The following is a 23,269-nucleotide window of genomic DNA, read 5'->3' on the forward strand; positions in this document are numbered from 1 at the left end:
ACATTCCAAGGTTGGCACATCCGTTCGGATAGGTCGCTGTCAGATGTCGCCGCTACCAGGCTCCATCTGGTCAGGGGCCTGGTCAGGGACTACCGTAAGCGGCCATGGGAGCACAACAACGGGCCTCCGCCCAGGGCCTGTCCGCAGATGTGCCGGACGGCTTCGGCGTCGCGGTCGTGCGTGAAGAGGGACAGTGGCGCTGTGCTCCAATGGCCCGCAAGTCGCTTACGAGCCTGGCGGCCGCCGAGACGGAGCTGCGTGAACTGCGCAGCGCCGGGGCTGTCTTCGGCCTGCTCGACGTCGATGACGAATTCTTCGTCATCGTGCGGCCCGCGCCGTCGGGGACGCGGCTGCTGCTCTCGGACGCCACCGCAGCGTTGGACTACGACATCGCCGCGGAAGTGCTCGACAAGCTCGACGCCGACATCGATCCCGACGACCTCGAGGATTCCGATCCCTTCGAAGAGGGCGACCTGGGGCTGCTGTCCGACATCGGGCTGCCCGAGGCGGTCTTGGGGGTCATCCTCGACGAGACCGACCTGTATGCCGACGAGCAGCTGGGCCGCATCGCCCGCGAGATGGGCTTCGCCGATCAGCTGTCGGCGGTGATCGACCGCCTCGGTCGGTGATCGCAAGCGCGGCGGAGCCGGGCGCAGCGGGTCGCCACCACTGATGGAGCCGGGCGCAGCGGGTCGCCGCCATCAGGATCGGTCGGTGATTCCTGACGAACAGCTGATCCGTTCCGCGCTGTCGGTCGCCGCGACGGCGGGTCCCCGCGATGTGCCCATCGGCGCGGTCGTGATCAGCGCCGACGGCACCGAGTTGGCCCGCGCCGTGAATGCCCGCGAGGCCCTGGGCGACCCGACCGCCCACGCCGAGATCCTCGCGCTGCGCGCGGCCGCCGAGGTGCTCGGCGACGGGTGGCGGCTCGAGGGCGCCACGTTGGCCGTGACTGTCGAACCGTGCACCATGTGCGCGGGTGCGCTGGTGCTGTCGCGCATCGGGCGGCTGGTGTTCGGCGCCTGGGAACCCAAGACGGGCGCGGTCGGATCGCTGTGGGACGTGGTCCGCGACCGGCGGCTCAATCACCGGCCGGAAGTGCGCGGCGGTGTCCTGGCACAGGAGTGCGCGGCGCCGCTGGAGGCGTTCTTCGCCCGCCAGCGATTGGGGTGAGAGGCATGCCGTTCGGTAAGCTGCTCGGCGGTGGCGTGTCCGAGCGGCCTAAGGAGCACGCCTCGAAAGCGTGTGACGGCTAAAACCGTCCGAGGGTTCAAATCCCTCCGCCACCGCCACAAACTACCGGCGCCCCGTCGCAGGTAGATCGTGCTCTCACGATGCACCGATCGTGCGCGCGCCGACCGGTCGCCACCCTCGTTGGCGCTCGATGGTTCGACCCACTAATTTTCCTGAGGTGACGTTCTCAGCTGCTCGTGCAGTCGCACGATGGATCACCCCGTTCCTGACGATCACCGCCGTCGCCGGCATCGGCCTTGTCTGCGACCCGGTGCCGGTCCGTCCCGCCCCGACGGTGCGTTTGGCCTCCGATGGCAACCCACTGGACGGGGCGCCGTTCTACGTCAACCCCACGTCGGCGGCCATGCGCGCCGCCCAGAGCGCCGATCCGCCGAGTGCCGAGTTGACCGCGATCGCCAATACGCCGCAGGCGTACTGGATCGTCCCGGGCGGTTCCGCAGCAACGGTCGGGAAGTACGTCGGCGACGCGGCCGCCGCCGGCGCCATCCCGGTGCTGGCGATCTACGGAATCCCCCATCGCGACTGCGGCAGCTTCGCCGCGGGCGGCATGGGGTCGGGCGCCGACTACCGGAGCTGGATCGATGGGATCGCCGGCGGCGTGGGCACCTCGCGGGTGGCGATCATCGTCGAGCCCGATGCGCTCGCCATGGCCGACTGCCTCTCGGGTGATCAGCGCCAAGAACGGTTCGATCTGGTTCATTACGCCGTCGACACGCTGACGAAGGATCCGAACGCGGCCGTGTACATCGATGCGGGTCACCTGCGTTGGCACAGTGCCGAGGACATGGCCGCCAGGCTGAATCAGGCCGGCGTCGGTCACGCGCGGGGCTTCAGCGTCAACACCGCGAACTTCTTCACCACCGAGGACGAAATCGGTTACGGCGAAGCGATTTCGGGACTCACCAACGGTTCGCACTACGTGATCGACACGTCGCGCAACGGTGCCGGACCGGCGCCTGATTCCGAGCTCAACTGGTGCAATCCCAGCGGCCGAGCGTTGGGCACCCCGCCCACCGCCTCGACCGCGGGTGCGCACGCCGACGCCTACCTGTGGATCAAACGTCCCGGCGAATCCGACGGGACGTGCGGCAAGGGTGATCCGCCGGCGGGCCACTTCGTGAATCAGTACGCCATCGATCTGGCCCACAACACCGGCCACTAGCAGGACCTTTGGCTTAGCCTCGCCGTCGGCGGCTGCCGAACGGATCTGTTATTCGCGACCGCCGATGGTTGCAAGTGGGTAACATTTTGTTATCTGAAACAGATAAAGCCAGTATGCGGTACGAGGCAAACATGACGAGGAAAGTTGCGTTCTACGCAATCTTCTCGATCTGCACTGCCTTCATTACTGTTTCCGGTGCAGACGGGTTCGTTGCGCACGCCGACGATGCGGGGAGCGCGGTGTACAGCGGCGTCAACCAGCTTCGCCAGGGATGCGGACCGATCACCGACGACCCGCGTCTGACGGAAGCCGCCCAGCGGCATGCCGACGACATGCTGCGCAGCGGGGTCAGCGGACACATCGGCTCGGACGGCTCGTCGCCGCAGGCACGGATCGCGCAGGCGGGCTATCGGAGCCGCTCCACGGGTGAAATCGTCTTCTGGGGCACCGGATCCGCCGCGAATCCCCGTGAGGCCCTGGACATGTGGATGCAAAGTCCCCCGCACCGGGCGATCATCCTGAATTGCGCATTCAACGCAGGCGGCTTCGCCACCGCACGGGACGGCAACAAAATGACCGTCGTCGGCGACTTCGCGGCTTCGTAAACCCTTTTGGGTCAAGCGGTTTCGGATCGCCGCCGTGGGCAAACCGGTTTAGTTGTGCCCTAAAAAGCCACGCTGCCAGAGGGTTTGAGCACAAATCCGTGCTCGCCGCTGCTGGTGTCCAGGCAGGCGACGAGGCGGTCAGGACCCACTACGCACGTCGCGTCGCGGAAGTTCACCTTCTGTCCGATGTTTAACAATGTCCCGTGGGTATACGGCACACCACATTTGTTACCTGTCATGCTGATCGCATATGTGGGTGCTGATCGTACGCCCGTTGCTTTGCCGACCGTGCAGGGATTCGCGTCCGGCATGTCCCCTAGGCAATTGATGTCTTGCGATTGCCACACCGGTACGGGCTCGCCGGCCTCAAACCAACATTGGATGTTGTAAGGGGTCGAAAAGTAGGCGTACCGCAATCCTTTCGGCGGAATTTCGATGTAGTTATCGATTGATACCGGGGTGAACTCGTCGAGCTTAGGGAAGCCGGGCGGCTGTGCGACGGCGTGTTGCGACGGCGACGTACAGGACACGGACACCAAGACGAAGATTAAGGCAAACGATCGAGTAGTCAGGCGTGCGACGGTAGGCATTCGAAACCTCCTCCGAATCATGGTCGGACGCTGAAGCGGTCGCCTACCGCCTGATTGACAGTCACACGTGAGGCAGCCAACCAGAACCATGTGGCGACAGGACGAAGCCACGGCCTTGGGGGTCTTTGCATGCGGTCGTGCCTGAGTTATCGACCCCGCAAATGATGCCGTCGACGGTGATGGAATGCAGTGGGGGCAACGTCTTGAGTGGATGGCCATAGACCTGGCCGTTAGGCGCGATCGGGTCGCCGGATTGAGCCAGTCCAGAGGCGGTCCCAATCGCGTTCACCGTGCCGGCCCCGCTGGCTGGCGGGACCGCGGGAAAATTATTGCCTGTGCATTGTGCTTCCCCGGAGAAGAAATCGCACGTGATTCCATCCGGGGTAAGGAAATAGACCATGTTGAGCGGTGCACGCCCCGTGTTGGGAAGCCCAATCGTGTAGTCCGCAACCGTCACGGGTGAATACCCGCTGATGTCCGGAAATGCAGGCGCGTCGGCGCGAGCGTTGCAACTAGTCATAAACGCGGTGAGAACCCCGGCAGCGACAGCGAGCGTCCTACTGATCATTTCTGGTCCTATCGGCGGGTAGATTAGCGGTTTGCGTTTACCTGGAATTGCCGAGTGTTGTACGGGGTGTTGGTCGTTGTGTTCCATTGACTTACGAACAGATTCAGCTTATCCAGCGTGGATCCAGGCAGGATATACCCACCGTAGTTCTGGGGTACAAAGTTTGGCCCCTGCGGATTGCTCTGCTGTGCAACAACTGTCGGCCCGACGCTCAACACTTTAGTGGGTTCATCCACCACCCGAACTTCGACATTTCCAGTGCCCTGATTGAAACCCGACAGCACCGCCTTGCCGTCGACCTCCCTGAAACTGAGTTCGCCGAAGGGTGTGCGGCTTATCGGAGCGGTGGCGACTCCGCCGGCTTGGCCCCAGCCGGTTCCGTTCCAGGGCTGCCAACTGCCGCGATTGAACACTTTGTCAGGATCCGCGCGGTACATGGTGATGCCTCGGCTGCGGTCGAAGGAATCAGCGGCGATGTAGACTTTGCCGTCCGAGCCCTTATAGCCGCTGATCTGGGTGGGCGCCTCTCCCGCGGCGCGATACGAGCCTGGCACCATTGTCCACCCTTTGCCCGGGTCACCGTTGACTTCGACCAGCCACGAAGCCGCCGGCTTAAGGTTCCCCGTCGTGCCGGTCACCATCATGTACGTTTTGTCGCCCAGGGTGACCGTTCCGGCTGGCAACGTGTCGCTGATTCCGGCCTTGACCGCCTCCGACGGCATTGTGAAGAGCTCGCGGCCACTATTCTCGGGGCCCGTTAGTGGCGCACCAAAATGCGGACGTCCGTCGGCGTCGAAGGTCACCGGTACGGCCACAGATCGATAGTGTTCGTCCTCACCGACTTTGTTGCCGGAGAACGAATCCCCAAAAATCGCGAGATATTTTCCCGGCTGTCCGGGGATCTCGACCACTTCTCCTAAGTCCGCCGCCCCGATACCCGGGATGCCGGGAATGCCGCCGGTACCGGCGATCGGCCCGAGGTCTCTCACCTCACCCGGTTTCAGCGGGCTTTCGATCCACTCGTCTACAGCTTTCGGTGGGTCGTAACCGTCGGTATGCAGGGCACCCATGGCTCTACGGAGAGTGTCGGAGTACCCGTTGCGAATTGACGTCATTTGTTTGACGGCATCGCGGACGTCGTCCACGGCATCGGCGTGCGCGTCGTCGTACAGTCTCAACAGCTTCTGGCGTTCCGACTCGGGCAGATGGGAGGCCAATTCCTTCTTGATCGCGGTCATGAGGCTGTCGAGGCCTCGGAGCTCACTGTCCAGCAGGGCGATCTCTCGAGCTCCTTGTTTCTGCGCGTCGGCCAACGCGGCGGCGATCGTTTCCAATTCAGCACCGATCTTCGGCAACTGCTCGGACTGCGCACCGAGCATTTTGGTCACCCGCTGCACTTCTTCAGAATCGTTGATGGGGTGGCCACCATCCTGATGGTTCCAGGCGGCGGCGAAGCGTTTTCGCGCTTGCTCCAATGCATGGTCGGCTTCGGCGGTGTGTCGACCCGCACCATGAAAGGCCTCCGCCAATCGGTCGATCTGAAACGGGCTACCGGCCTGCAAGCTCTGGTTGATCGCCCACGGATCGCCGCCGGCCGACGCGATCAGTTCCGCTTCGCTCAGGTTTGACAGCGTCATGGCGTCGCGGGCAGATGGCCAACACCGACGATCATCGCCGCCCCCTTCTGAGCTGGCATAAACGCTACTACTGGCAGCGCGACGGCGATCGTTGAATGGTCAAAGCCCAGGCGGGCTGGTTGGCCCGCTTCTGCTTGTCAGGCCTGGCTTCCGGCCAGCTTCCGGACGGTCAAAACCTCGATGTCTTGGAACGGACGTCCCTCGGGCCGGATCAAGTCGTGGAACCACACTTTCGGAACCGTCGTGGCCGGGTGATCCCACGTTTCCCAGGGGAAGTAGGTCTGGGTCTTTCCGGCAACCAGGCCCCAGTTGATCGCGCCGACGTTGTGGCGTTTGGCGACGGGCAGGATGCTCTGCACGGTGCTGCCCCGGGGCCGAGCCATGTATTCCGTGCACAGGATCGGCCGGCCCATCGGCGTCAGCTCGTTGATGCGCGACTCGAACCCGGCGGCCTCAGCGTAGGAATGGAAGGTGACCACGTCGGAGTTGGCGAGCTGGATGTCGCTGATCGCGCTGCGGCCCTGGGGTTGTCCCCAGTCGCCCCGCCACACTCCACTCGTGAGCGGCTGGCTCGGATCCACCGCGCGCGCCCACCGAAACACCTGGGGGAGCAGGTCGGCGACGAGTTGCTCCTTATCGCTTCTTTCGGTGTTGCGGTATTGGCGTGCCGGGTTGTCGGGTTCATTCCAGAGGTCCCAGCCCAAAACCCGGTTGTCGTTACGGAATTGGGTCATCACCGCGGTGACGTAGTCGCGCATCACCGGGACGTAGCGGGGGTCGCCGAGGCGCTCGGCACCCGGGCTCTGCGCCCAGCCCGAGTTGTGCACACCGGGGCGCGGCGCGCGCTGTCGACCCGCGCGGGGTTGCGGATCCCAGCAGGAGTCGAAGAAGACAAACAGCGGTTTGATGTGATGACGGGCCGCGATGTCGACGAATTGCCCTAGGCGCGTTTGGAACCCGCGCTGGTCGGCGGCCCACAGCTGATCATGGAGGAAGACCCGCGCGGTGTTGTGGCCATAGAACTGAGCCCAGCCGAGCTCGGTGTCGATGCGCCGCGGGTCGAAGGTATCGGCCTGAAACATCTCGAACTGGTTGATGGCGCTCGCGGGAATGTAGTTTGCTCCGACGAGCCAGCCCTGCGCCTGATACCACCGGTTGGCGCGATCGGGGGACCACCGGCCCGCCTCCTCCGCGGAGGCCCTGGGTACCCGGGTAACTGCGGCGCCCGCCGCCAACAGCAGAGGGAGTTTCAGGGCCGTTCGTCGTTCCACGATGTGACGATAAGTTTCCGGGGCGATTTCCCTGGGATTTGCTCAGCGCGTCGCGAGAGCTTGAGATAACAATTGTTCCCGCACCGTAATCGGGGTCGCCGAAGTCGGCACCCACCCGCCATCGTGACCAATCCGTAACCATCGACTCCGGCGCGCCCCGGGCCGTCGTGCATGCCGGCCGGGTTAAAATGTCCCCGACTGTACGCCAAAACCGTTGCAGGCCAACCGAACCCGATAGCCCTCTTATATGGAGGGCCTAGCGCAGCTTGCGGCCGTGGTTGTCTTTGACGCTGCCGGTGAAGATCAGGATCGCGTCGACGATCGCCCAGATGATCCCGCCGAGCAGGACCGGGAATCCCAGAAAACAGAACAGGCTGAACACAATTCCGAACAGCCCCACGCACAGCTGGGCCACGGCGATCTGAGTCGAGTCGATGTAAAAGCGGCCGACACCGAACAGGCCGAGGAAGAGCTGAAGCAAGCCGGCGGTGGTGGCGGACTTATCCGACAGGGGCAGCCCGGTAACGGGATCGCGGCCGAACGGCGCCTGCGGGTCGACGTAGCCCGGGTACCCGCCATAGCCCGGATAGCCCGGGTACCCGGGGTAACCCTGCGGCGACGGATACCCCGGCGGTGGCGGAGGCGGGCCCTGCGGATTCGGCTGCGGACCGTAACCGGGCGGCTGCCATCCCCACGGTGGTTCATCGGCGGGATTTCCGGGCGGGTTGGGCGGCGTCGACATCGATTCGAGTTAACACGCCCGCCGTCCGGCCGTCCACATCGGGCTCCAAGGCGCCGGCGCGGAAAATCCTTTGAGCGCAGTCGGCAAATTGCTTCAAACTTCACCACCGCGAGAGCAATACTGGACGGGTGCCTGATCGAAATGTGCTGGGCGGTCCGCTGGAACCGTGCGGCACAGACCCGCTGACCGGTTTCTACCGCGACGGCTGTTGCTCAACCGGGCCTCAGGACCTTGGACGGCACACCATTTGCGCGGTGATGACCGCCGAGTTCCTGGAGCACCAGCGCTCCATTGGCAACGACCTGTTGACGCCGGTTCCCGAGTATCGGTTCCCGGGCCTGCTGCCCGGCGACCGCTGGTGCGTGACCGCGCTGAATTGGCTGCGGGCTCACCACGACGGGTGTGCGGCGCCGGTGGTGCTGGCATCCACGCACGAGAGCACCCTCGAGGTGGTCCCCCTGGAGGCGCTGCAGGCGCACAAGATCGACGTGCCCGACGATCTGGCCAACCTGTAGCCGGGTGACCGCTGGCCGGGATGGTGGGTGAACCACGGAATAGCGCCGCGTCTAGCCTCGGTGTCATCTTTCTCACCTGACGCGTCGAAGAGGGGTTGCGGTGGGTTCTGCGGTTGACGACATCGACTTCGACGACCTGACCGCGCCCCGGCTGACCGACGTCCAGCGCCAGATCCTGGAGTTCACCGAGGCCAAGCGCGTCGACCTCGACGTCGACCGGATGCTCGCGGAGGCCGTCGAACAGACCGGCCTAAAGACCGCAGCCGCCGATCTTGACGATGCCGACGGCTTCGCTGACCGGCTGCGCGCGCACGTCGCGGCGATCGAAGCCGACGATGGCCTGCGCCAGCTCACCCGCGGTTCGCTGCGGCAGCGGATCGTCCGCCTGCTGCGTAACCGGCTGTCGCTCACCGAGCTGATCACGCGGTACCCCGAGATCGAATCCATCCCGATCGAGAGGCCTTTCATCGTGGTCGGGATGCCGCGGTCGGGCACCACGCACCTGGTGAATCTCATTGCCGCCGACCCGCGCAGGCGCGCGCTGCCGTACTGGGAGAGCCAGGATCCCATCCCCGCTCTTGGGCAGGGGCCCGACGTGTTCGGCGTGGACCCCCGTTACGCGCGAGCCAAAGCAGAACACGAAGCGCTGATGGCCAGCGCGCCCGTGGTGGCCGCCATGCATGACCGCTTCCCCGAGGCGATCGAGGAGGAGGTGGAACTCCTCGACCTCGATCTGGCCTCCTATGTCCTGGAATGGCATGCGCGGGTGCCGGATTGGCGCGACTACTACCTGAGCCTCGACCAAACCCGCCACTACTCCTACATGCGCAAGGTGCTGCAGGCGCTGACCTTTCTGCGGGGTCCGCGCACGTGGGTCCTCAAGAGTCCGCAGCACTGCGAGCAGCTCGGCCCGTTGATGGCGACGTTCCCCGACGCGACGGTGGCTTTCACGCACCGCGACCCGGTCGCGGTGATCCAATCGGCGATCACAATGATGGCCTACTCGGATCGGCTGCGCCGCAACAGCATTGATCCGCAGTGGCTGCTGGAATATTGGAGCGATCGCGTGCATCGTCTGCTGAGCGCATGCGTGCGCGACCGCGACCTGGTGAACACCGAACGCAGCATCGACGTCAACTTTCATCAGCTGGGTGGCAACGAGATGCCGGTGCTCGAGCGGCTGTATCACTGCGGCGGTGTCGAATTGCCGCAGCAGGTGCGCGACGGCTTCCAGCGCTACCTGGACGGCAATCCACGCGGCAAGCACGGCCGCATCCATTACGAACTGCAACGGCACTTCGGCGTCTCCGCCGACGAACTCCGCGGCCGGTTCGGCTTCTATTTCGACAAGTTCGACGTCCGACCCGAATAAAGGAGTCAGCAGCGATGACCGAACCCGTCTATCGCGGCAGGCCCGGAGCCGACGCGATGCGCCCGGCGTCCGCGGAGAAGGCGGATGAGATCGCCCCGGGATTGTGGTGCTCGCCCGGGCTGTCCAACTCGTACCTGCTCACCACCGCGCAGGGCCGGGTGATCGTCAACACCGGCATGGGTTTCGAGGGGCCGGTGCATCGCGCCAACTTCGACGCCGTGGACTCCTCGCCGGTGCGCTACATCATCTTCACCCAGGGCCACGTCGACCATGTCGGCGGCCTGGACAGCGTGCGCGACCCCGACACGACCGTTGTCGCGCAAGCGAACTGGACGGCGTGGCGAGACGACAACGAACGACTGATCCCCTACCGCGCCAGCCGCAGCGCGTTCGCGTTCAAAGACACGCTGGCCGACGGCATCCAAGCCATCCAACGGCGCCTGGGGACCGCGCAGCTGGCGGGCCAGAGCGTGCCCGTCGTCGACCTCGACTTCGAGGACACGCTGACGCTGGAGCTCGGCGGCCGGCGGATGGAACTGATCTCGGTGCAAGGTGGGGAGACCACCGACTCGCTGGTGGTCTGGCTCCCCGACGAACGAATCTGCCTGTGCGGAAACACCTTCGGCCCCCTGTTCGGGCACATCCCCAACCTCGTCACCATGCGGGGCGACCGCTACCGGGACGCGTTGACGGCCATTGCCTCGGTGGAACGGGTCCGCGACCTGCACCCCGAGCTGCTCGTGACGGGTCACTTCGCGCCCGTCGCGGGGGCCGAGCGCATCAACGCCGAGCTGACCCGGCTGCGCAACGCCATCCAGTACATCCACGATCAGACGGTCGCCGGAATGAATGCCGGAAAGGATGTCCGCACCCTGATGCGCGAGATCACGTTGCCCGCGGAATACGAAGTGGGCCAGGGCTATGGGAAGGTCGCCTGGGACGTGCGGGCCGTCTGGGAGAACTACTCGGGCTGGTTCCACCACGAGTCGACCACCGAGCTGTACCCGGTCGGATTCGACGCCGTCGCGGCCGACGTGGTCGAGTTGGCCGGCGCCGATGCGCTCCTGGATCGCGCCCGGGCGCACCTGGCCGCCGATCGGGCACTGCACGCCATCCACCTCGCCCAGCTCGTGCCCGCCGAGCATTCGGGGGCTCGCGATGTGCTCCGGCAGGCGCATGAAAAGCTTCTCGCAAGCAGCACGAACTTCTGGGAAAGCGCGTGGCTGCGCAACCAGATTGCGAGGAACTCATAGCATGTTGCTGACGGTCCTGCGCTTCAATTTCGCCTCGCCGCAGGGGGATCCGCGCGTGCAGGGCGAACTGCTGTCCGCAGCGCTCGAACTGGCGCAGTGGGGTGAGTCGCACGGCATCACGTCGATCAGTGTCGACGAGCATCACGCGACCGGGCACGGGTGGAGCTGCAACCCGATCATGGCCGCGGCGATGTTCTTGGCCCGCACCTCGACACTGATCGCCAGCGTCGATTGCGCGTTGGGCCCGCTGTGGAACCCCGTCCGCCTTGCCGAAGACATCGCGCTCGTCGACAACATGAGCCGCGGCCGGCTGCACACCACGGTGGGCCTGGGATACCGCACGGTCGAATACGATGCGCTGGGAGCCGATTTCACGCGACGTGGCGCGCTGATGGACGGCCTGCTCGAGCGGATGCTGGCGGTGTGGTCCGACATTGGCACGTGGACCCGGCCGCATCCACCGCTGTACGTCGGCGGTGGCGCGCGTGCCACCGCGCGCCGCGCCGCCCGGTTCCGGCTGCCGCTCAGCCTGGCCGATCACCTGCCCGAGATCGCCGCCTACTACCGCGAGCTGTGCGCCGAGGCCGGCATGGCGCCGTTCATTCTCATGCCGGGACCGATCAACCGCGGAATGATCTACCTGCACGAGGACCCCGAGCGGGCGTGGGCGGAACTGGGCGACCACATCCTGTGGGAGGCAGTCACTTACGGCGGATGGTCCACCGATCAACGCTCGCTCATGCACCTTCCGGGTGTGCAGACCCTGGATCAGGTCAGGGCATCGGGGCGATACCGCTTCCTGACTCCAGATCAGCTGATCTCGGAGGTGCGCGAGGCGCAGAACTACGGGCCGCTCGTCATGCACCCCCTGGTCGGTGGCATGCCGGTCGACGAAGCGTGGAAATCGGTGCAATTGCTCACCGACAAGGTGCTGCCCGCGCTGGCGGGCTAGACGTCGCGGCGCTGCTCGAGCCAGTCGGCCAGCGAGCGGCCGGCATCCAAGACGTGCCGTTCGGCGATCGCACGGGCGCGTTCGGCGTCCTTGTCGCCCAGCGCATCGAGGAGCTGTTGATGTTCGTCGAGCGAATGCTTTTCGTGCTCGGGGAAAAGCGTGAGGAAGTTGCTCGGCACCACGCGCGCGACCTGCTTGATCTGGTTCAGCAGGCGAGGGGAGTGCGCCGCGCGATGGATCATCTGATGGAAATGCCAGTTGGCCTCTCCGATGGAGTCGTCACCGGATCGCGCGACCACGTCGGCGGCGAGTTCCCTGAGCGTGGCGAGTTCGGCGGGCTCGATCCGCTCGGCGGCCCACGCCGCGGCCTGCCCGGTCAGCACGCCGAGAATCGTGAAGCTGTCCAGGACGTCGCCCGGGCTGATGCCGACCACCGTCACCCCGCTGCGCGGGGCGACCTGAACCAGGCCCTCGAACGACAGCTCCAGCAACGCCTCGCGCACCGGCGTGCGGCTGGTCGCGAATTCCTCGGTGATGGCGTCGAGATCGACCCGGGAGCCGGCCGGCAGCACGCCGGTCAGAATGCGGTCGCGAAGCTCCCGGGCGGCGCGCTCTCGCACCGTCCCGGAGATGTCGATCCCTGAGGTCGAAGCCACCTGGGCATAATACCAAACGACAGATCTAGCATTTGATATCTGAAATATCAGATGTTACGTTTCAAGCATGCGCACCGACAAAATGGCCCTCGTGGCCTTCATGCAGGCCGGCAGCACCTCGGTCTACGCGGGCTCGTGGCGGCACCCCGCGACCGAACACCGGTACCTGGACGCGTCCTACTACGCGAAGATCGGCCGCCAGCTCGAAGAGGGTTGCTTCGACCTGATGTTCTTCGACGACCGCTTGGCCATGCCCGGCGTCTACGGCGGATCGGTAGGCGAGGCCGTGCATTACGGCGCCCGCCCGGTCAAGCTGGACCTCAGTGTGATTCTCGGGGTGCTGGCGCAGGCCACGTCGAAGATCGGGCTGGGCGCCACCTACTCGACCACCTACTACCAGCCGTTCCACGTGGCGCGCACGTTCGCCTCGCTCGACCACCTGTCGGGCGGCCGCGCGGCGTGGAACGTGGTCACCTCCGTCAACGACAGCGAGGCGCAGAACTTCGGGGTCGACGCCCACCTCGGTCACGACGAACGGTACGACCGCGCCGACGAATTCATGGACGTGGTGACCGGCCTGTGGGACACCTGGGAGGACGAAGCCGTCCTGCACGACCGGGCTTCCGGGCAGTTCGCCGACCCCAACAAGGTGCACGAGCTGGGACACGTCGGCCAGTTCTTCTCCGCCCGTGGACCGTTGACGGTGCCGCGGACCCCGCAGGGCCGCCCGGTCATCATCCAGGCCGGATCGTCGGGCCGCGGCCGCGAATTCGCTTCTCGGTGGGCCGAATTGATCTTCACCGGCGACCCGGGCATCGAGGTCGCACGCAACCACTACGCCGATCAAAAGGACCGCATCGCCGACGCGGGCCGCGATCCGGCCGCCGTGCGCATCTGCCCCATGGCCTACGCGGTGGTGGGCGAATCCGAGGCCCACGCCAAGGATCGCGAGGCCATGTTCCTCAACGACCTCGTGCATCCGATGGCGTCGCTGACGCTGCTGTCCGAGCTGATGAACTACGACTTCGCGCAACACGATCTCGACGACCCGGTGACCGACGAACTGCTCGCCTCGGTCTCCGGCATCCGCGGCCTGGTGCAGAACCTGCGCACCCATATCGGCGGGGACACGGTCACCTTGCGCGACCTCGCCAACCATCGCGCCACACTGCTGCAGGGGCCGCGCTTCGTCGGCACCGGCGAACAGGTCGCCGATCAGATGGCCGACTGGTTCGAAAGCGGCGCGTGTGACGGATTCGTCTTGGCCGCAACGCATCTGCCCGGTGCATTCGAGGACGTCGTGCGCATGGTGGTGCCGGAGCTGCAGCGCCGCGGCCTGTTCCGCACGGAATACGAATCCTCCACGCTGCGCGGCCATCTCGGGCTGCAGCGTCCGTCGAACAGCCGGGTGGCCGCCGGTGCCCATGCTTGACGGGCTGCGGGTGCTCGACCTCGCCACGTTGGCCGCCGCGCCGCTGGTGGCCACCTATCTCGGGGAGTTCGGCGCCGACGTGATCAAGGTCGAAGAACCGCGCCACGGCGACCCGATCCGCGGCTGGGGCAACCAGCGCGACGGTGTCGGCCTGATGTGGAAGTCGATCGCGCGCAACAAGCGGTCGATCACGCTCGACTTGCGGTGCGCCGAAGGGCAGGAGCTGGTGCGCCGCCTGGTGGAGCACGCCGATGTCGCCATCTTCAACACCCGCCCCCAGACCTTGCGCAAGTGGGGCCTCGACTACGAGAGCCTGCGCGCGGTCAACGAGCGGATCGTGATGCTGCACATCACCGGGTACGGGCTGAGCGGGCCGAAGAGCGAGCGCCCCGGGTTCGGCACGCTGGGCGAGGCGATGAGCGGGTTCGCGCACATCACGGGTCAGGCCGGCGCGCCGCCGACGCTGCCGCCGTTCATGTTGGCCGACGGCGTCGCGTCGCTGAACGCCGCGTACGCGGTGATGATGGCGCTGTATCACCGCGACGTGCACGGCGGGCCCGGACAACTGATCGACGTCAACCTGATCGACCCGCTGGCCCGGCTGCTGGAACAGACGCTGCTGGGCTATGACCAGTTGGGCCTGGTGCCCGAGCGGGCCGGCAACCGGTGGGACATTTCGGCGCCGCGCAACACCTATCGCACCGCGGACGGCAAGTGGCTGGCCATGTCCGGCAGTTCGCCGGCGTTGGCGCTGCGGGTGTTCCGGGCGATCGGCCGCCACGATCTGCTGGACGACGCCGACTTCTCCGACCCGCAGCGACGGTTGGCGCGGGCCCGCGAGGTCGACGCCGTGGTCGCCGATTGGGTTGCCACCAAAACACTTTCGGAGGCGATGGACGCCTTCGAAGCGCACGAGGTGGCCGCCGCGCCGGTCTATGACATCAGCGACCTGGTCGCCGACGAACAGCTGGCGCATCGTGGGGTGTTCATCTCCGTCGACGACCCACAACTCGGACCCATGACGGTGCAGGCCCCCGTGCCGCGGTTCTCGTCAGCCCCCGGCACGGTCGGGCATCTGGGGCCGCGCCTCGGCGAGCACAACACCGAGGTATACGGGGATCTGCTCGGCATGAGCCACGACGAAATCGACGACCTGCGCGCCCGTGGCGTGTTGTGACAGAAGGAAATTGAAACGATGACGAATCTTCTCCGCCGCTCCGAGCTCGCGGTGCCCGCCTGCAGCGACAACATGTTCGACAAGGCGGCCGGGTGCGGTGCCGACCTGGTGTTCCTCGACCTCGAGGACGCCACGCCCGCCGCGTTCAAGGAGGAATCGCGCGGCAAGGCGATCAGCGCGCTCAACGACCTGGACTGGGGCCGCACCGTGCGGGCGGTGCGGATCAACGGCCTGGACACCCGGTGGTGCCACGACGACGTCATCGAGGTGGTGACCAGGGCCGGCCGCAACCTCGACACCATCATCATCCCCAAGGCCCGCACCGCCCGCGACGTGTGGTGGGTGGACGTCCTGCTCACCCAGCTGGAATCAAAACTGAACCTGGACAAGCGGATCCGGCTCGAGGTGCTGATCGAAGAGGTCGAAGGTTTGGCCAACGCCGAAGAGATCGCGGCGGCCAGCGATCGCCTCGACGCCCTGATCTTCGGGGTGGGCGACTTCTCGCTGTCACAGGGCGCGCGGGTGGACACCAACTTCGTCCCGCTGGGCGAGTATCCGGGCGAGTTCTGGGCCTACGCGCGCAACAAGGTGATCGTCGCCGCGCGCATCGCGGGCATCGACGCGATCGACGCGCCGTACCCCGACTACCGCGACCTCGCCGGGTATGAGCGCGACGCCCGGCGCGCGTCGCTGCTCGGCTACACCGGGAAGTGGGCCATCCACCCCGACCAGGTTCCGGTCGCCAACGAGGTCTACGCCCCGACCGCCGACGAGATCGCCCGCGCCGAAGCCAACGTCGCCGCCTACCGGGAGGCCGAGGCCAAAGGCCGGGGAGCCGTCGGGGTGAACGGCGTCCTGGTCGACGCCGCCCACGTCAAGCAGGCGGAGCAGACGCTGGCGCGCGCGGCCCTGATCAAGGCCAGGCACGTTTGATGGCGGCGACCCGCTGCGCCCGGCTACGGCCTATAGCGGCGACCCGCTGCGCCCGGCTACGGCCTATAGCGGCGACCCGCTGCGCCCGGCTACGCCGCGCTTGCGATCGCCGCGGCCGCGCTTGCGATCGCCGCTAGTCGATCACCACCAGGAGGTCGCCGCCCTCGACTTGTGCGGTGCGCGACACCGCGATTCGCGCGACCTTGCCGGCCTTGGGGGTGGTGACGGCGGCCTCCATCTTCATGGCCTCGATCGTCGCGATCGTCTGGCCGGCCTCGACCTCCTCGCCGACCTCGGCGGTGACCGTGACGACGCCGGCAAAGGGGGCGGCGACGTGATCGGGATTGGCGCGGTCGGCCTTCTCGGCGGCCGGGACGTCGGTGGCGATGCTGCGGTCGCGCACCACGACGGGCCGCAGCTGACCGTTGAGGATGCACATCACGGTGCGCATGCCGCGTTCGTCGGGGTCGGAGATGGCCTCCAACCCGATCAGCAGCTCCACACCGCGCTCCAGCTCCACGCGATGCTCGTCCCCCTGGCGCAGCCCGTAGAAGAACTGGTTGGCGCTCAATCCGGAGGTGTCGCCGTAGGCCTCGCGGTGGTCCTCGAGCTCTTTGGCCGGCCCGGGGAACAGCAGCCGGTTCAGCGCCGCCTGCCGTTCGGCGCCCGGTGTGGCCAACGCCTTTTCATCGTCGGCCGTCAGCGGCTGCTCGGGCTTGACCGGGCCGCGGCCGTCTAACGCCTTGGTACGCAACGGCTCCGGCCAGCCGCCGGGCGGATCGCCGAGTTCGCCGCGCAGGAACCCGATCACCGAATCCGGGATGTCATAGCGCGCGGGATCTTCGGCGAAGTCTTGCGCGCTGACGCCCGCCCCGACCAGCGCCAGCGCCAGGTCGCCGACCACCTTGCTCGACGGCGTGACCTTGACGAGGTGCCCGAGGATGGCGTCGGCGCCGGCGTAGGCGTTTTCGATGTCCTCGAACCGGTCGCCGAGACCCAGCGCAATGGCCTGCTGGCGCAAGTTCGACAGTTGGCCACCGGGGATCTCGTGGTGGTAGACGCGGCCCGTCGGGGACGGCAGCCCGGATTCGAACGGCGCGTACACCTTCCGCAGCGCCTCCCAGTACGGTTCCAGGTCGCACACCGCCCGCAGCGACAACCCGGTGTCGTAGTCGGTGTTGGCGGCGGCGGCCACGATCGATGACAGCGCGGGCTGGCTGGTGGTCCCCGCGAGCGGGGCAGCGGCACCGTCGACGGCGTCGGCCCCCGCGTGCCAGGCCGCCGCGTAGCTCGCGAGTTGTCCGCCCGGGGTGTCGTGGGTATGCACGTGCACCGGCAGGTCGAACCGGGATTTGAGCGCCGAGACCAGCGTCGCGGCGGCCGGCGCGCGTAACAACCCGGCCATGTCCTTGATCGCCAGGACGTGCGCGCCCGCTTCGACGATCTGTTCGGCCAACTTGAGGTAATAGTCGAGCGTGTAAAGCTTTTCGGCCGGATCGCTGAGATCCCCGGTGTAGGACATCGCCACCTCGGCCACCGCCGCCCCGGTGTCGCGCACCGCGTCGATGGCCGGGCGCATCGAGTCGACGTTGTTCAACGCGTCGAAGATACGGAAGATGTCGATGCCGGTGGCCGTCGCCTCCTCGACGAACGCCGTCGTCACCGTCTCCGGATAGGGCGTGTAGCCGACGGTGTTGCGTCCGCGCAGCAGCATCTGCAGGCAGATGTTGGGCATCGCCTCCCGCAGCGCCGCCAGCCGCTCCCACGGGTCCTCCTTCAAGAACCGCAGCGCCACATCGTAAGTCGCGCCGCCCCAGCACTCCACCGACAACAGTTGCGGCATGGTCCGCGCGAGGTAGGGTGCGACCTTGATCAGGCCGCTGGTGCGGACGCGGGTCGCCAGCAGCGACTGGTGCGCGTCGCGGAACGTGGTGTCCGTGACGGCGACGCCGCGCGACTCGCGGAGCCAGGCCGCGAATCGCTGGGGTCCGAGTTCGGTCAGACGCTGCTTGGAGCCCGCGGGTGGGTCGGTCGACAGGTCGATGTCGGGCAGCTTGTCGTGCGGGTACACCGTTGACGGGCGCTCACCGTGGGGCTTGTTGACGGTGACGTCGGCCAGGTAGTTGAGGATCTTGGTGCCGCGGTCGGCCGAGCTGCGCGCGGTGAGCAGCTGCGGGCGTTCCTCGATGAACGACGTGGTGATGCGCCCGGCCTGGAAGTCGGGGTCGTCCAGGACCGCTTGCAGGAAGGGGATATTCGTCGACACACCGCGGATGCGGAACTCCGCGACCGCCCGCCGGGCGCGGCGCACCGCGGTGGGGAAGTCGCGGCCCCGGCAACTGAGCTTGATCAGCATCGAGTCGAAATGCGCGCTGATCTCCGCGCCCAGGGTGGTGCCGCCGTCCAGTCGTATTCCCGCGCCGCCCGGGGTGCGGTAGGCGGTGATGCGGCCGGTGTCCGGGCGGAAACCGTTCGCCGGGTCTTCGGTGGTGATGCGGCATTGCAGCGCCGCGCCGTGCGGGACGATCGAATCCTGGTGCAGGCCAATCTCTTCCAGCGTTTGACCGGACGCGATGCGCAGCTGGGCGGACACCAGGTCGACGTCGGTGATCTCCTCGGTCACCGTGTGCTCCACCTGGATGCGGGGATTCATCTCGATGAACACGTGATTGCCGCGTTCGTCGAGCAAGAACTCGACCGTGCCCGCGCAGGTGTAGCCGATGCTTTGCGCGAACGCCACCGCGTCGGCGCAAATACGTTCGCGCAGTTGTGGATCCAGGTTCGGCGCCGGGGCGATCTCGATCACCTTCTGGTGCCGCCGCTGCACGCTGCAGTCCCGTTCGTAGAGGTGGATCACGTTGCCGTGGTTGTCCGCCAGGATCTGGACCTCGATGTGGCGCGGGTTGATCACCGCCTGTTCGAGAAACACCGAGGCATCCCCGAAGGCGGATTCGGCCTCCCGGCTGGCCGCCTCGATCGCCTCCGGCAGCGCCGCGGGGTCGGTGACCCGACGCATCCCGCGGCCGCCACCACCGGCGACCGCCTTGACGAACAGCGGAAACGTCATCGACTCGGCGGCCGTCACCAGCTCGTCCGCCGATGTCGAGGGCGCCGAGGACGCCAGCACCGGCAGGCCCGCCGCCCGCGCCGCCGCGATCGCGCGCGCCTTGTTGCCGGTGAGCTCGAGCACCTCGGCGCTCGGGCCCACGAACGTGATGCCCGCGGCCGCGCACGCCGCCGCCAGGTCCGGGTTCTCGGACAGGAACCCGTAGCCCGGGTAGATGGCGTCCGCCCCGCACGCCTGCGCCGTGCCGACGATGTCGTCGACCGACAGGTAGGCGCGGACCGGGTGGCCCTCCTCACCGATCTGGTAGGACTCGTCGGCCTTGAGCCGGTGCACCGAATTGCGGTCCTCGTAGGGGTAGACCGCCACGGTGGCCATTTCCAGTTCGTAGGCGGCGCGGAAGGCGCGGATCGCGATCTCACCGCGATTGGCGACCAGGACTTTCGTCAACACGGTACTTACGATAGAGCGCGTTGCGGCGGTCCGACATACTCGCTCAGCGGACGGATCAACGCGTTCGACGCGGTCTGCTCGATGATGTGCGCCGTCCATCCGGTGATCCGGCTCATCACGAAAATCGGGGTGAAGGCCCCGATGTCGAAGCCCATCAGGTAATAGGCCGGGCCGGTGGGAAAGTCCAGGTTCGGCTTGATGCCATTGGCTTGGGCCATCCCCTTTTCCAGGACCTCGTAGATGTCGAGCCACCTCTGACCGTCGCGCGCCGCGGCGACGCGCGTGAGCGCCGCCTTCATGGTCGGCACCCGGGAGTCGCCGTTCTTGTAGACGCGGTGACCGAAGCCCATGATCTTGTCTTTGCGATCCAGCTTGCCAGACAACCACTCCGAAGCCCGTTCGGCGCTTCCGATTTCGATCATGTCGTGCATGACCGCTTCGTTGGCCCCGCCGTGCAGCGAGCCCTTGAGCGCACCGATGGCGGCCGTGACCGCGCTGTAGATGTCGGACTGGGTCGAGGTGACCACGCGCGCGGCGAAGGTGGAGGCGTTGAAGCTGTGCTCGGCGTAGAGCACCATCGACTGTTCGAACGCGTCGACGATCACCTGCTCGGGGACGTCGCCGAAGCACATGTGCAAGAAATTCTGGGCGTAGCTCATGTGGCTGTGGGGCGCGATGGGTTCCAGTCCGCGCCGGCGGCGCATGTCGGCCGCGACGACGGTGGGCAGCACCGCGAACATCCGCAAGGCCTTGGCGTAGTTGGCCCCCGGGCTGTTGTCGTCCTCATCGGGATCTTCGGCGCCCATCGAGCTGACGAAGGTGCGCACGACGTCCATGGGGTGGCAGGTGTCGGGCAACTTGGTCAGCAGCGACAACTGGGACCGGTTCAGCCGACGCGCCGCTCGTTCCCGCTGGGTGAACAGCGCCAGCTGCTGCTCGTCGGGCAACTCGCCGTGCCACAGCAGGTAGGCGACCTGCTCGAAGCTGCACGTGGCCGCGAGGTCCTGCACGGCGTACCCGCGGTAGGTCAGGGAGTTGGTCTCCGGGACGACCTTGGAGATGGCGGTGGTGTCGACGACGACGCCGGCCAGGCCTTTGTAAATGCGGGGCTTGTTGTCTTCGACGGTGCTCATGGCGCGACTCCTTGGACGGAAAAGTTGTAGAGGTCGGAATCGAATTGGGTGTAATCGGCGTAGCGCAGCAGTTCGTAGAGGCGGCTGCGGTGCTGCATCCGCTCGGTCAGGCCGGATTGTGTTCCGGTCTCGGCGATTTCGCGAAGGCCCGCCTCGACGGCGTGCATGGCCAACCGCAGCGTGGTGACGGGGTAGATCACCACGTTGTAGCCGATGTCGGACAGCTGTTGGGTGGTCAGCAGCGGCGACTTGCCGAACTCGGTCATGTTGGCCAGCAAGGGTGTGTCCACCGCGGCGCGGAACCGCTCGAATTCCGTTGGGCTGCCCAAGGCTTCGGTGAAGATCAGGTCCGCACCCGCGTCGGCGTAGGCCTTGGCGCGCTCGATCGCCGCCCCCACCCCCTCGATGCCGGCGGCATCGGTGCGGGCGCAGACGATGAAATTCGGGTCGCGGCGCGCGGAGACGGCGGCCCGCAGCCGTTTGATCATCTCGCCGGCCGGCACCACGGCCTTGCCGTCGAGATGCCCGCAGCGCTTGGGGTTTTCCTGGTCCTCCAGGTGGCAGCCTGCCAGGCCGGCGTCCTCGAGCACCGTCACGGTACGCGCCGCACTCATCGGCTCACCGAAGCCGGTGTCGGCGTCGATCAGGGTGGGCAGGTCGCTCACCCCCGCGATCTGGGCGCCTCGCCCGCTGACCTCGGTCAGGGTGGTCAGGCCGATGTCGGGCAGGCCGAGGTCGGCCGAGAGCGCCGCGCCCGACACGTACACGCCGTCGAACCCGAGCTCGGCGACGAGCTTGGCCACCAGTGGTGAGAAGGCGCCCGGGAACCGTTGCAGCCGACCGCTTTCCAGCGCGGCGCGGAACCGCGCCCGCTTGTCGGTCGCCGGCACGGCCCCGCCGATCAGCCCGCCCATCAGAAGATCCCCGGCCCGATCGCGGGCGCCTTGTCGAGAATCAGCGGAGCGACCGTGATGTTGAGCGCGCCCAAAGCGCCCGCCTGCAGGTCCGCCAGGGCTTCGGCGGCCGACAGGAACCGCTGCTGCTCGCCCTCGCCGACCACGCCCTCGGCCAGCTCGGTGAACTTCCCGACGTACTGCTTGCGCTCGAATGGCCGCGCCCCCAGGGGATGAGCGTCGGCGACGGCGATCTCGTCGACGATGACCTCGCCGTTCTTGAGGGTGACCTCCGCGCGCGCGCCGAACGCCTTCTCCGCCGGATCGGTCGAGTGGTAGCGCCGGGTCCATTCGGGATCCTCGACCGTCGAGATCTTGTGCCACAGCTCGACGGTGTCGGGGCGGCGCGCCCGCTGCGGCGCATACGAGCGCTCGTGATGCCAGGTGCCGTCCTGCAGCGCGACCGCGAAGATGTACATCACCGAGTGATCCAGCGTTTCGCGCGAAGCGTCGGGATCGAACTTCTGCGGATCGCCCGACCCGGTGCCGATCACGTAGTGGGTGTGATGGCTGGTGTGCAGCACGATGGTCGCGACCTGATTCAGATCGCCGATCCGTTCGCGCATCCGGCGCGCGAGGTCGATCAGCGCCTGACTCTGATACTCCGCCGAGTGTTCCTTGGTGTAGCTGTCGAGGATGGCGCGCTTGGGCTCGCCGGGCTCGGGCAGCGGGACGTGATAGGTGTGCTCGGGCCCCGAAAGCAGCCAGCCGATCACGCCGTCCTCGCCCTCCCAGATCGGGGCCGGCGCGCCCTCACCGCGCATGGCGCGGTCGACGGCCTCGATGGCGACCTTGCCCGCCCAGGCGGGCGCGTACGCCTTCCAGCTCGAGATCAGGCCCTTGCGCGACTGCCGGGTCGACGTCGTCAGGTGCAGCGCCTGGCCGATCGCCTGATAGATGGTCTCTTTGTCCAGGCCCAACATCGTGCCCAGGCCGGCTGCCACCGACGGGCCCAGGTGCGCGACGTGGTCAATCTTGTGCTCGTGCAGGCAGATTCCCTTGACCAGGTCGATCTGGATCTCGTAGCCGGTCGCGATGCCCCGGATCAGGTCGGCGCCGCCGATCCCCAGGTGCTGCGCCACCGCCACCAGGGCGGGAATGTTGTCACCGGGATGCGAGTACTCTTCGGCCAGAAACGTGTCGTGGAAATCCAATTCGCGCACCGCGACGCCGTTGGCCCAGGCCGCCCACTCCGGGGAGTAGTCGCCCTCGATCCCGAAAACCTTGGCGCCCTTGGCCGCGGCGGGGTGCGCCCGCGCCTGAGCCCGCGCGACCGCCACCGGCCGGCGGAGCAGCGAGGCGGCCGAGACGGCGGCGTTGTCGATGATGCGGTTGATCACCATCGCCTCGACGTCGGCGGGCACGGCGACCGGGTCGGCCGCGACCTCGGCAATCTTCCACGCGAGGTGTTCACTGCGGGGGAAGTCGTCGGCGCTACGACGGGTTCGAACATCATGAATGCGCATAACTCGCACAGTACGCAGGGCTGAAGTCGGCGTAAATCCCCTGTAAAAGCGTAATCTTGTGTCCTTGTCCGCGGCAGTTTG

Annotated in this window: 20 protein-coding genes and 1 tRNA gene; 12 read left to right on the forward strand and 9 right to left on the reverse strand. The window is 66.8% G+C overall.

All coding sequences use genetic code 11. The features are described 5' to 3' along the window. Positions 1-104: 104 nt before the first annotated feature. The 5 genes from OCU_RS26415 to OCU_RS26435 all read left to right on the forward strand — a co-directional run bounded on the left by OCU_RS26415 (position 105) and on the right by OCU_RS26435 (position 3,021). The gene (locus OCU_RS26415) at positions 105-629 is read left to right on the forward strand and encodes a tRNA adenosine deaminase-associated protein (RefSeq protein ID WP_026071065.1); all 525 of its coding nucleotides are present in this window, start codon (positions 105-107) and stop codon (positions 627-629) included. Between the two features lie 85 nt (positions 630-714). Continuing rightward, entirely contained in the window at positions 715-1,173 is a 459-nt protein-coding gene (locus OCU_RS26420) for a nucleoside deaminase (protein ID WP_008263147.1), read from the forward strand. 29 nt (positions 1,174-1,202) lie between these two features. Continuing rightward, positions 1,203-1,292: transfer RNA gene (locus tag OCU_RS26425), tRNA-Ser, on the forward strand. Between the two features lie 119 nt (positions 1,293-1,411). Continuing rightward, a complete protein-coding gene (locus OCU_RS26430; protein ID WP_014378884.1) occupies positions 1,412-2,416 on the forward strand; it encodes a glycoside hydrolase family 6 protein in 1,005 nt (334 codons plus the stop codon). Positions 2,417-2,547: 131 nt separating this feature from the next. After that, the gene (locus tag OCU_RS26435; protein WP_026071064.1) at positions 2,548-3,021 is read left to right on the forward strand and encodes a CAP domain-containing protein; all 474 of its coding nucleotides are present in this window, start codon (positions 2,548-2,550) and stop codon (positions 3,019-3,021) included. Positions 3,022-3,080: 59 nt separating this feature from the next. On the opposite strand, the gene OCU_RS50050 is transcribed toward OCU_RS26435, so the two are convergent. From OCU_RS50050 to OCU_RS26450, 4 genes are all read right to left on the reverse strand, one after another. Next, on the reverse strand, positions 3,081-3,611 hold the full coding sequence (locus tag OCU_RS50050; RefSeq protein ID WP_231119584.1) for a hypothetical protein: 531 nt from the start codon (positions 3,609-3,611) through the stop codon (positions 3,081-3,083). 591 nt (positions 3,612-4,202) lie between these two features. Then, a complete protein-coding gene (locus OCU_RS26440) occupies positions 4,203-5,816 on the reverse strand; it encodes a putative alpha/beta hydrolase (RefSeq protein WP_014378886.1) in 1,614 nt (537 codons plus the stop codon). A 137-nt stretch (positions 5,817-5,953) separates the two neighbouring features. Continuing rightward, positions 5,954-7,087, reverse strand: coding sequence for a cellulase family glycosylhydrolase (locus OCU_RS26445; protein ID WP_009956722.1), 1,134 nt, complete (start codon positions 7,085-7,087; stop codon positions 5,954-5,956). Between the two features lie 256 nt (positions 7,088-7,343). Next, entirely contained in the window at positions 7,344-7,829 is a 486-nt protein-coding gene (locus tag OCU_RS26450; RefSeq protein WP_008263155.1) for an NINE protein, read from the reverse strand. Between the two features lie 128 nt (positions 7,830-7,957). On the opposite strand from OCU_RS26450, the gene OCU_RS26455 reads away from it, so the two are divergent. From OCU_RS26455 to OCU_RS26470, 4 genes are all read left to right on the forward strand, one after another. Continuing rightward, entirely contained in the window at positions 7,958-8,344 is a 387-nt protein-coding gene (locus OCU_RS26455) for a DUF2237 family protein (RefSeq protein WP_008263157.1), read from the forward strand. A 100-nt stretch (positions 8,345-8,444) separates the two neighbouring features. After that, on the forward strand, positions 8,445-9,716 hold the full coding sequence (locus OCU_RS26460; protein WP_009956720.1) for a sulfotransferase family protein: 1,272 nt from the start codon (positions 8,445-8,447) through the stop codon (positions 9,714-9,716). A 14-nt stretch (positions 9,717-9,730) separates the two neighbouring features. Continuing rightward, positions 9,731-10,969 carry an MBL fold metallo-hydrolase gene (locus OCU_RS26465; RefSeq protein ID WP_008263162.1) on the forward strand — a complete coding sequence of 413 codons (1,239 nt, stop codon included), beginning with the start codon at positions 9,731-9,733 and terminating at the stop codon, positions 10,967-10,969. A 1-nt stretch (position 10,970) separates the two neighbouring features. Beyond that, on the forward strand, positions 10,971-11,921 hold the full coding sequence (locus OCU_RS26470) for an LLM class flavin-dependent oxidoreductase (protein ID WP_008263164.1): 951 nt from the start codon (positions 10,971-10,973) through the stop codon (positions 11,919-11,921). On the opposite strand, the gene OCU_RS26475 is transcribed toward OCU_RS26470, so the two are convergent. After that, positions 11,918-12,577 carry a GntR family transcriptional regulator gene (locus OCU_RS26475; RefSeq protein WP_008263165.1) on the reverse strand — a complete coding sequence of 220 codons (660 nt, stop codon included), beginning with the start codon at positions 12,575-12,577 and terminating at the stop codon, positions 11,918-11,920. The genes OCU_RS26470 and OCU_RS26475 overlap by 4 nt on opposite strands. Before the next feature lie 67 nt (positions 12,578-12,644). On the opposite strand from OCU_RS26475, the gene OCU_RS26480 reads away from it, so the two are divergent. The 3 genes from OCU_RS26480 to OCU_RS26490 are packed head-to-tail and all read left to right on the forward strand — an operon-like array spanning position 12,645 to position 16,119. Beyond that, positions 12,645-14,009, forward strand: coding sequence for an LLM class flavin-dependent oxidoreductase (locus OCU_RS26480; protein WP_008263166.1), 1,365 nt, complete (start codon positions 12,645-12,647; stop codon positions 14,007-14,009). Beyond that, positions 14,002-15,186, forward strand: a complete 1,185-nt coding sequence (locus tag OCU_RS26485) for a CaiB/BaiF CoA transferase family protein (protein WP_014378888.1) — start codon at positions 14,002-14,004, stop codon at positions 15,184-15,186. Before OCU_RS26480 ends, OCU_RS26485 begins: the two co-directional genes overlap by 8 nt. An 18-nt stretch (positions 15,187-15,204) precedes the next feature. Continuing rightward, positions 15,205-16,119: an HpcH/HpaI aldolase/citrate lyase family protein gene (locus tag OCU_RS26490; RefSeq protein ID WP_009956718.1), complete on the forward strand. Its 915-nt coding sequence runs from the start codon at positions 15,205-15,207 to the stop codon at positions 16,117-16,119. 133 nt (positions 16,120-16,252) lie between these two features. Here OCU_RS26490 and OCU_RS26495 read toward each other — a convergent pair whose 3' ends face one another. The 4 genes from OCU_RS26495 to prpD are packed head-to-tail and all read right to left on the reverse strand — an operon-like array spanning position 16,253 to position 23,188. Then, complete coding sequence (locus tag OCU_RS26495) at positions 16,253-19,636, reverse strand: pyruvate carboxylase (RefSeq protein WP_009956717.1); 3,384 nt, start codon at positions 19,634-19,636, stop codon at positions 16,253-16,255. Positions 19,637-19,641: 5 nt separating this feature from the next. Continuing rightward, a complete protein-coding gene (locus OCU_RS26500) occupies positions 19,642-20,769 on the reverse strand; it encodes a bifunctional 2-methylcitrate synthase/citrate synthase (RefSeq protein ID WP_009956716.1) in 1,128 nt (375 codons plus the stop codon). Then, positions 20,766-21,683 carry a methylisocitrate lyase gene (gene prpB / locus OCU_RS26505; protein ID WP_009956714.1) on the reverse strand — a complete coding sequence of 306 codons (918 nt, stop codon included), beginning with the start codon at positions 21,681-21,683 and terminating at the stop codon, positions 20,766-20,768. Before prpB ends, OCU_RS26500 begins: the two co-directional genes overlap by 4 nt. Continuing rightward, complete coding sequence (prpD, locus tag OCU_RS26510; RefSeq protein ID WP_009956712.1) at positions 21,683-23,188, reverse strand: 2-methylcitrate dehydratase PrpD; 1,506 nt, start codon at positions 23,186-23,188, stop codon at positions 21,683-21,685. The genes prpB and prpD overlap by 1 nt, the downstream gene beginning before the upstream one ends. Between the last annotated feature and the right edge of the window lie 81 nt (positions 23,189-23,269).

Origin of the sequence: Mycobacterium intracellulare ATCC 13950, assembly GCF_000277125.1 — a bacterium.
Lineage (GTDB): Bacteria > Actinomycetota > Actinomycetes > Mycobacteriales > Mycobacteriaceae > Mycobacterium > Mycobacterium intracellulare.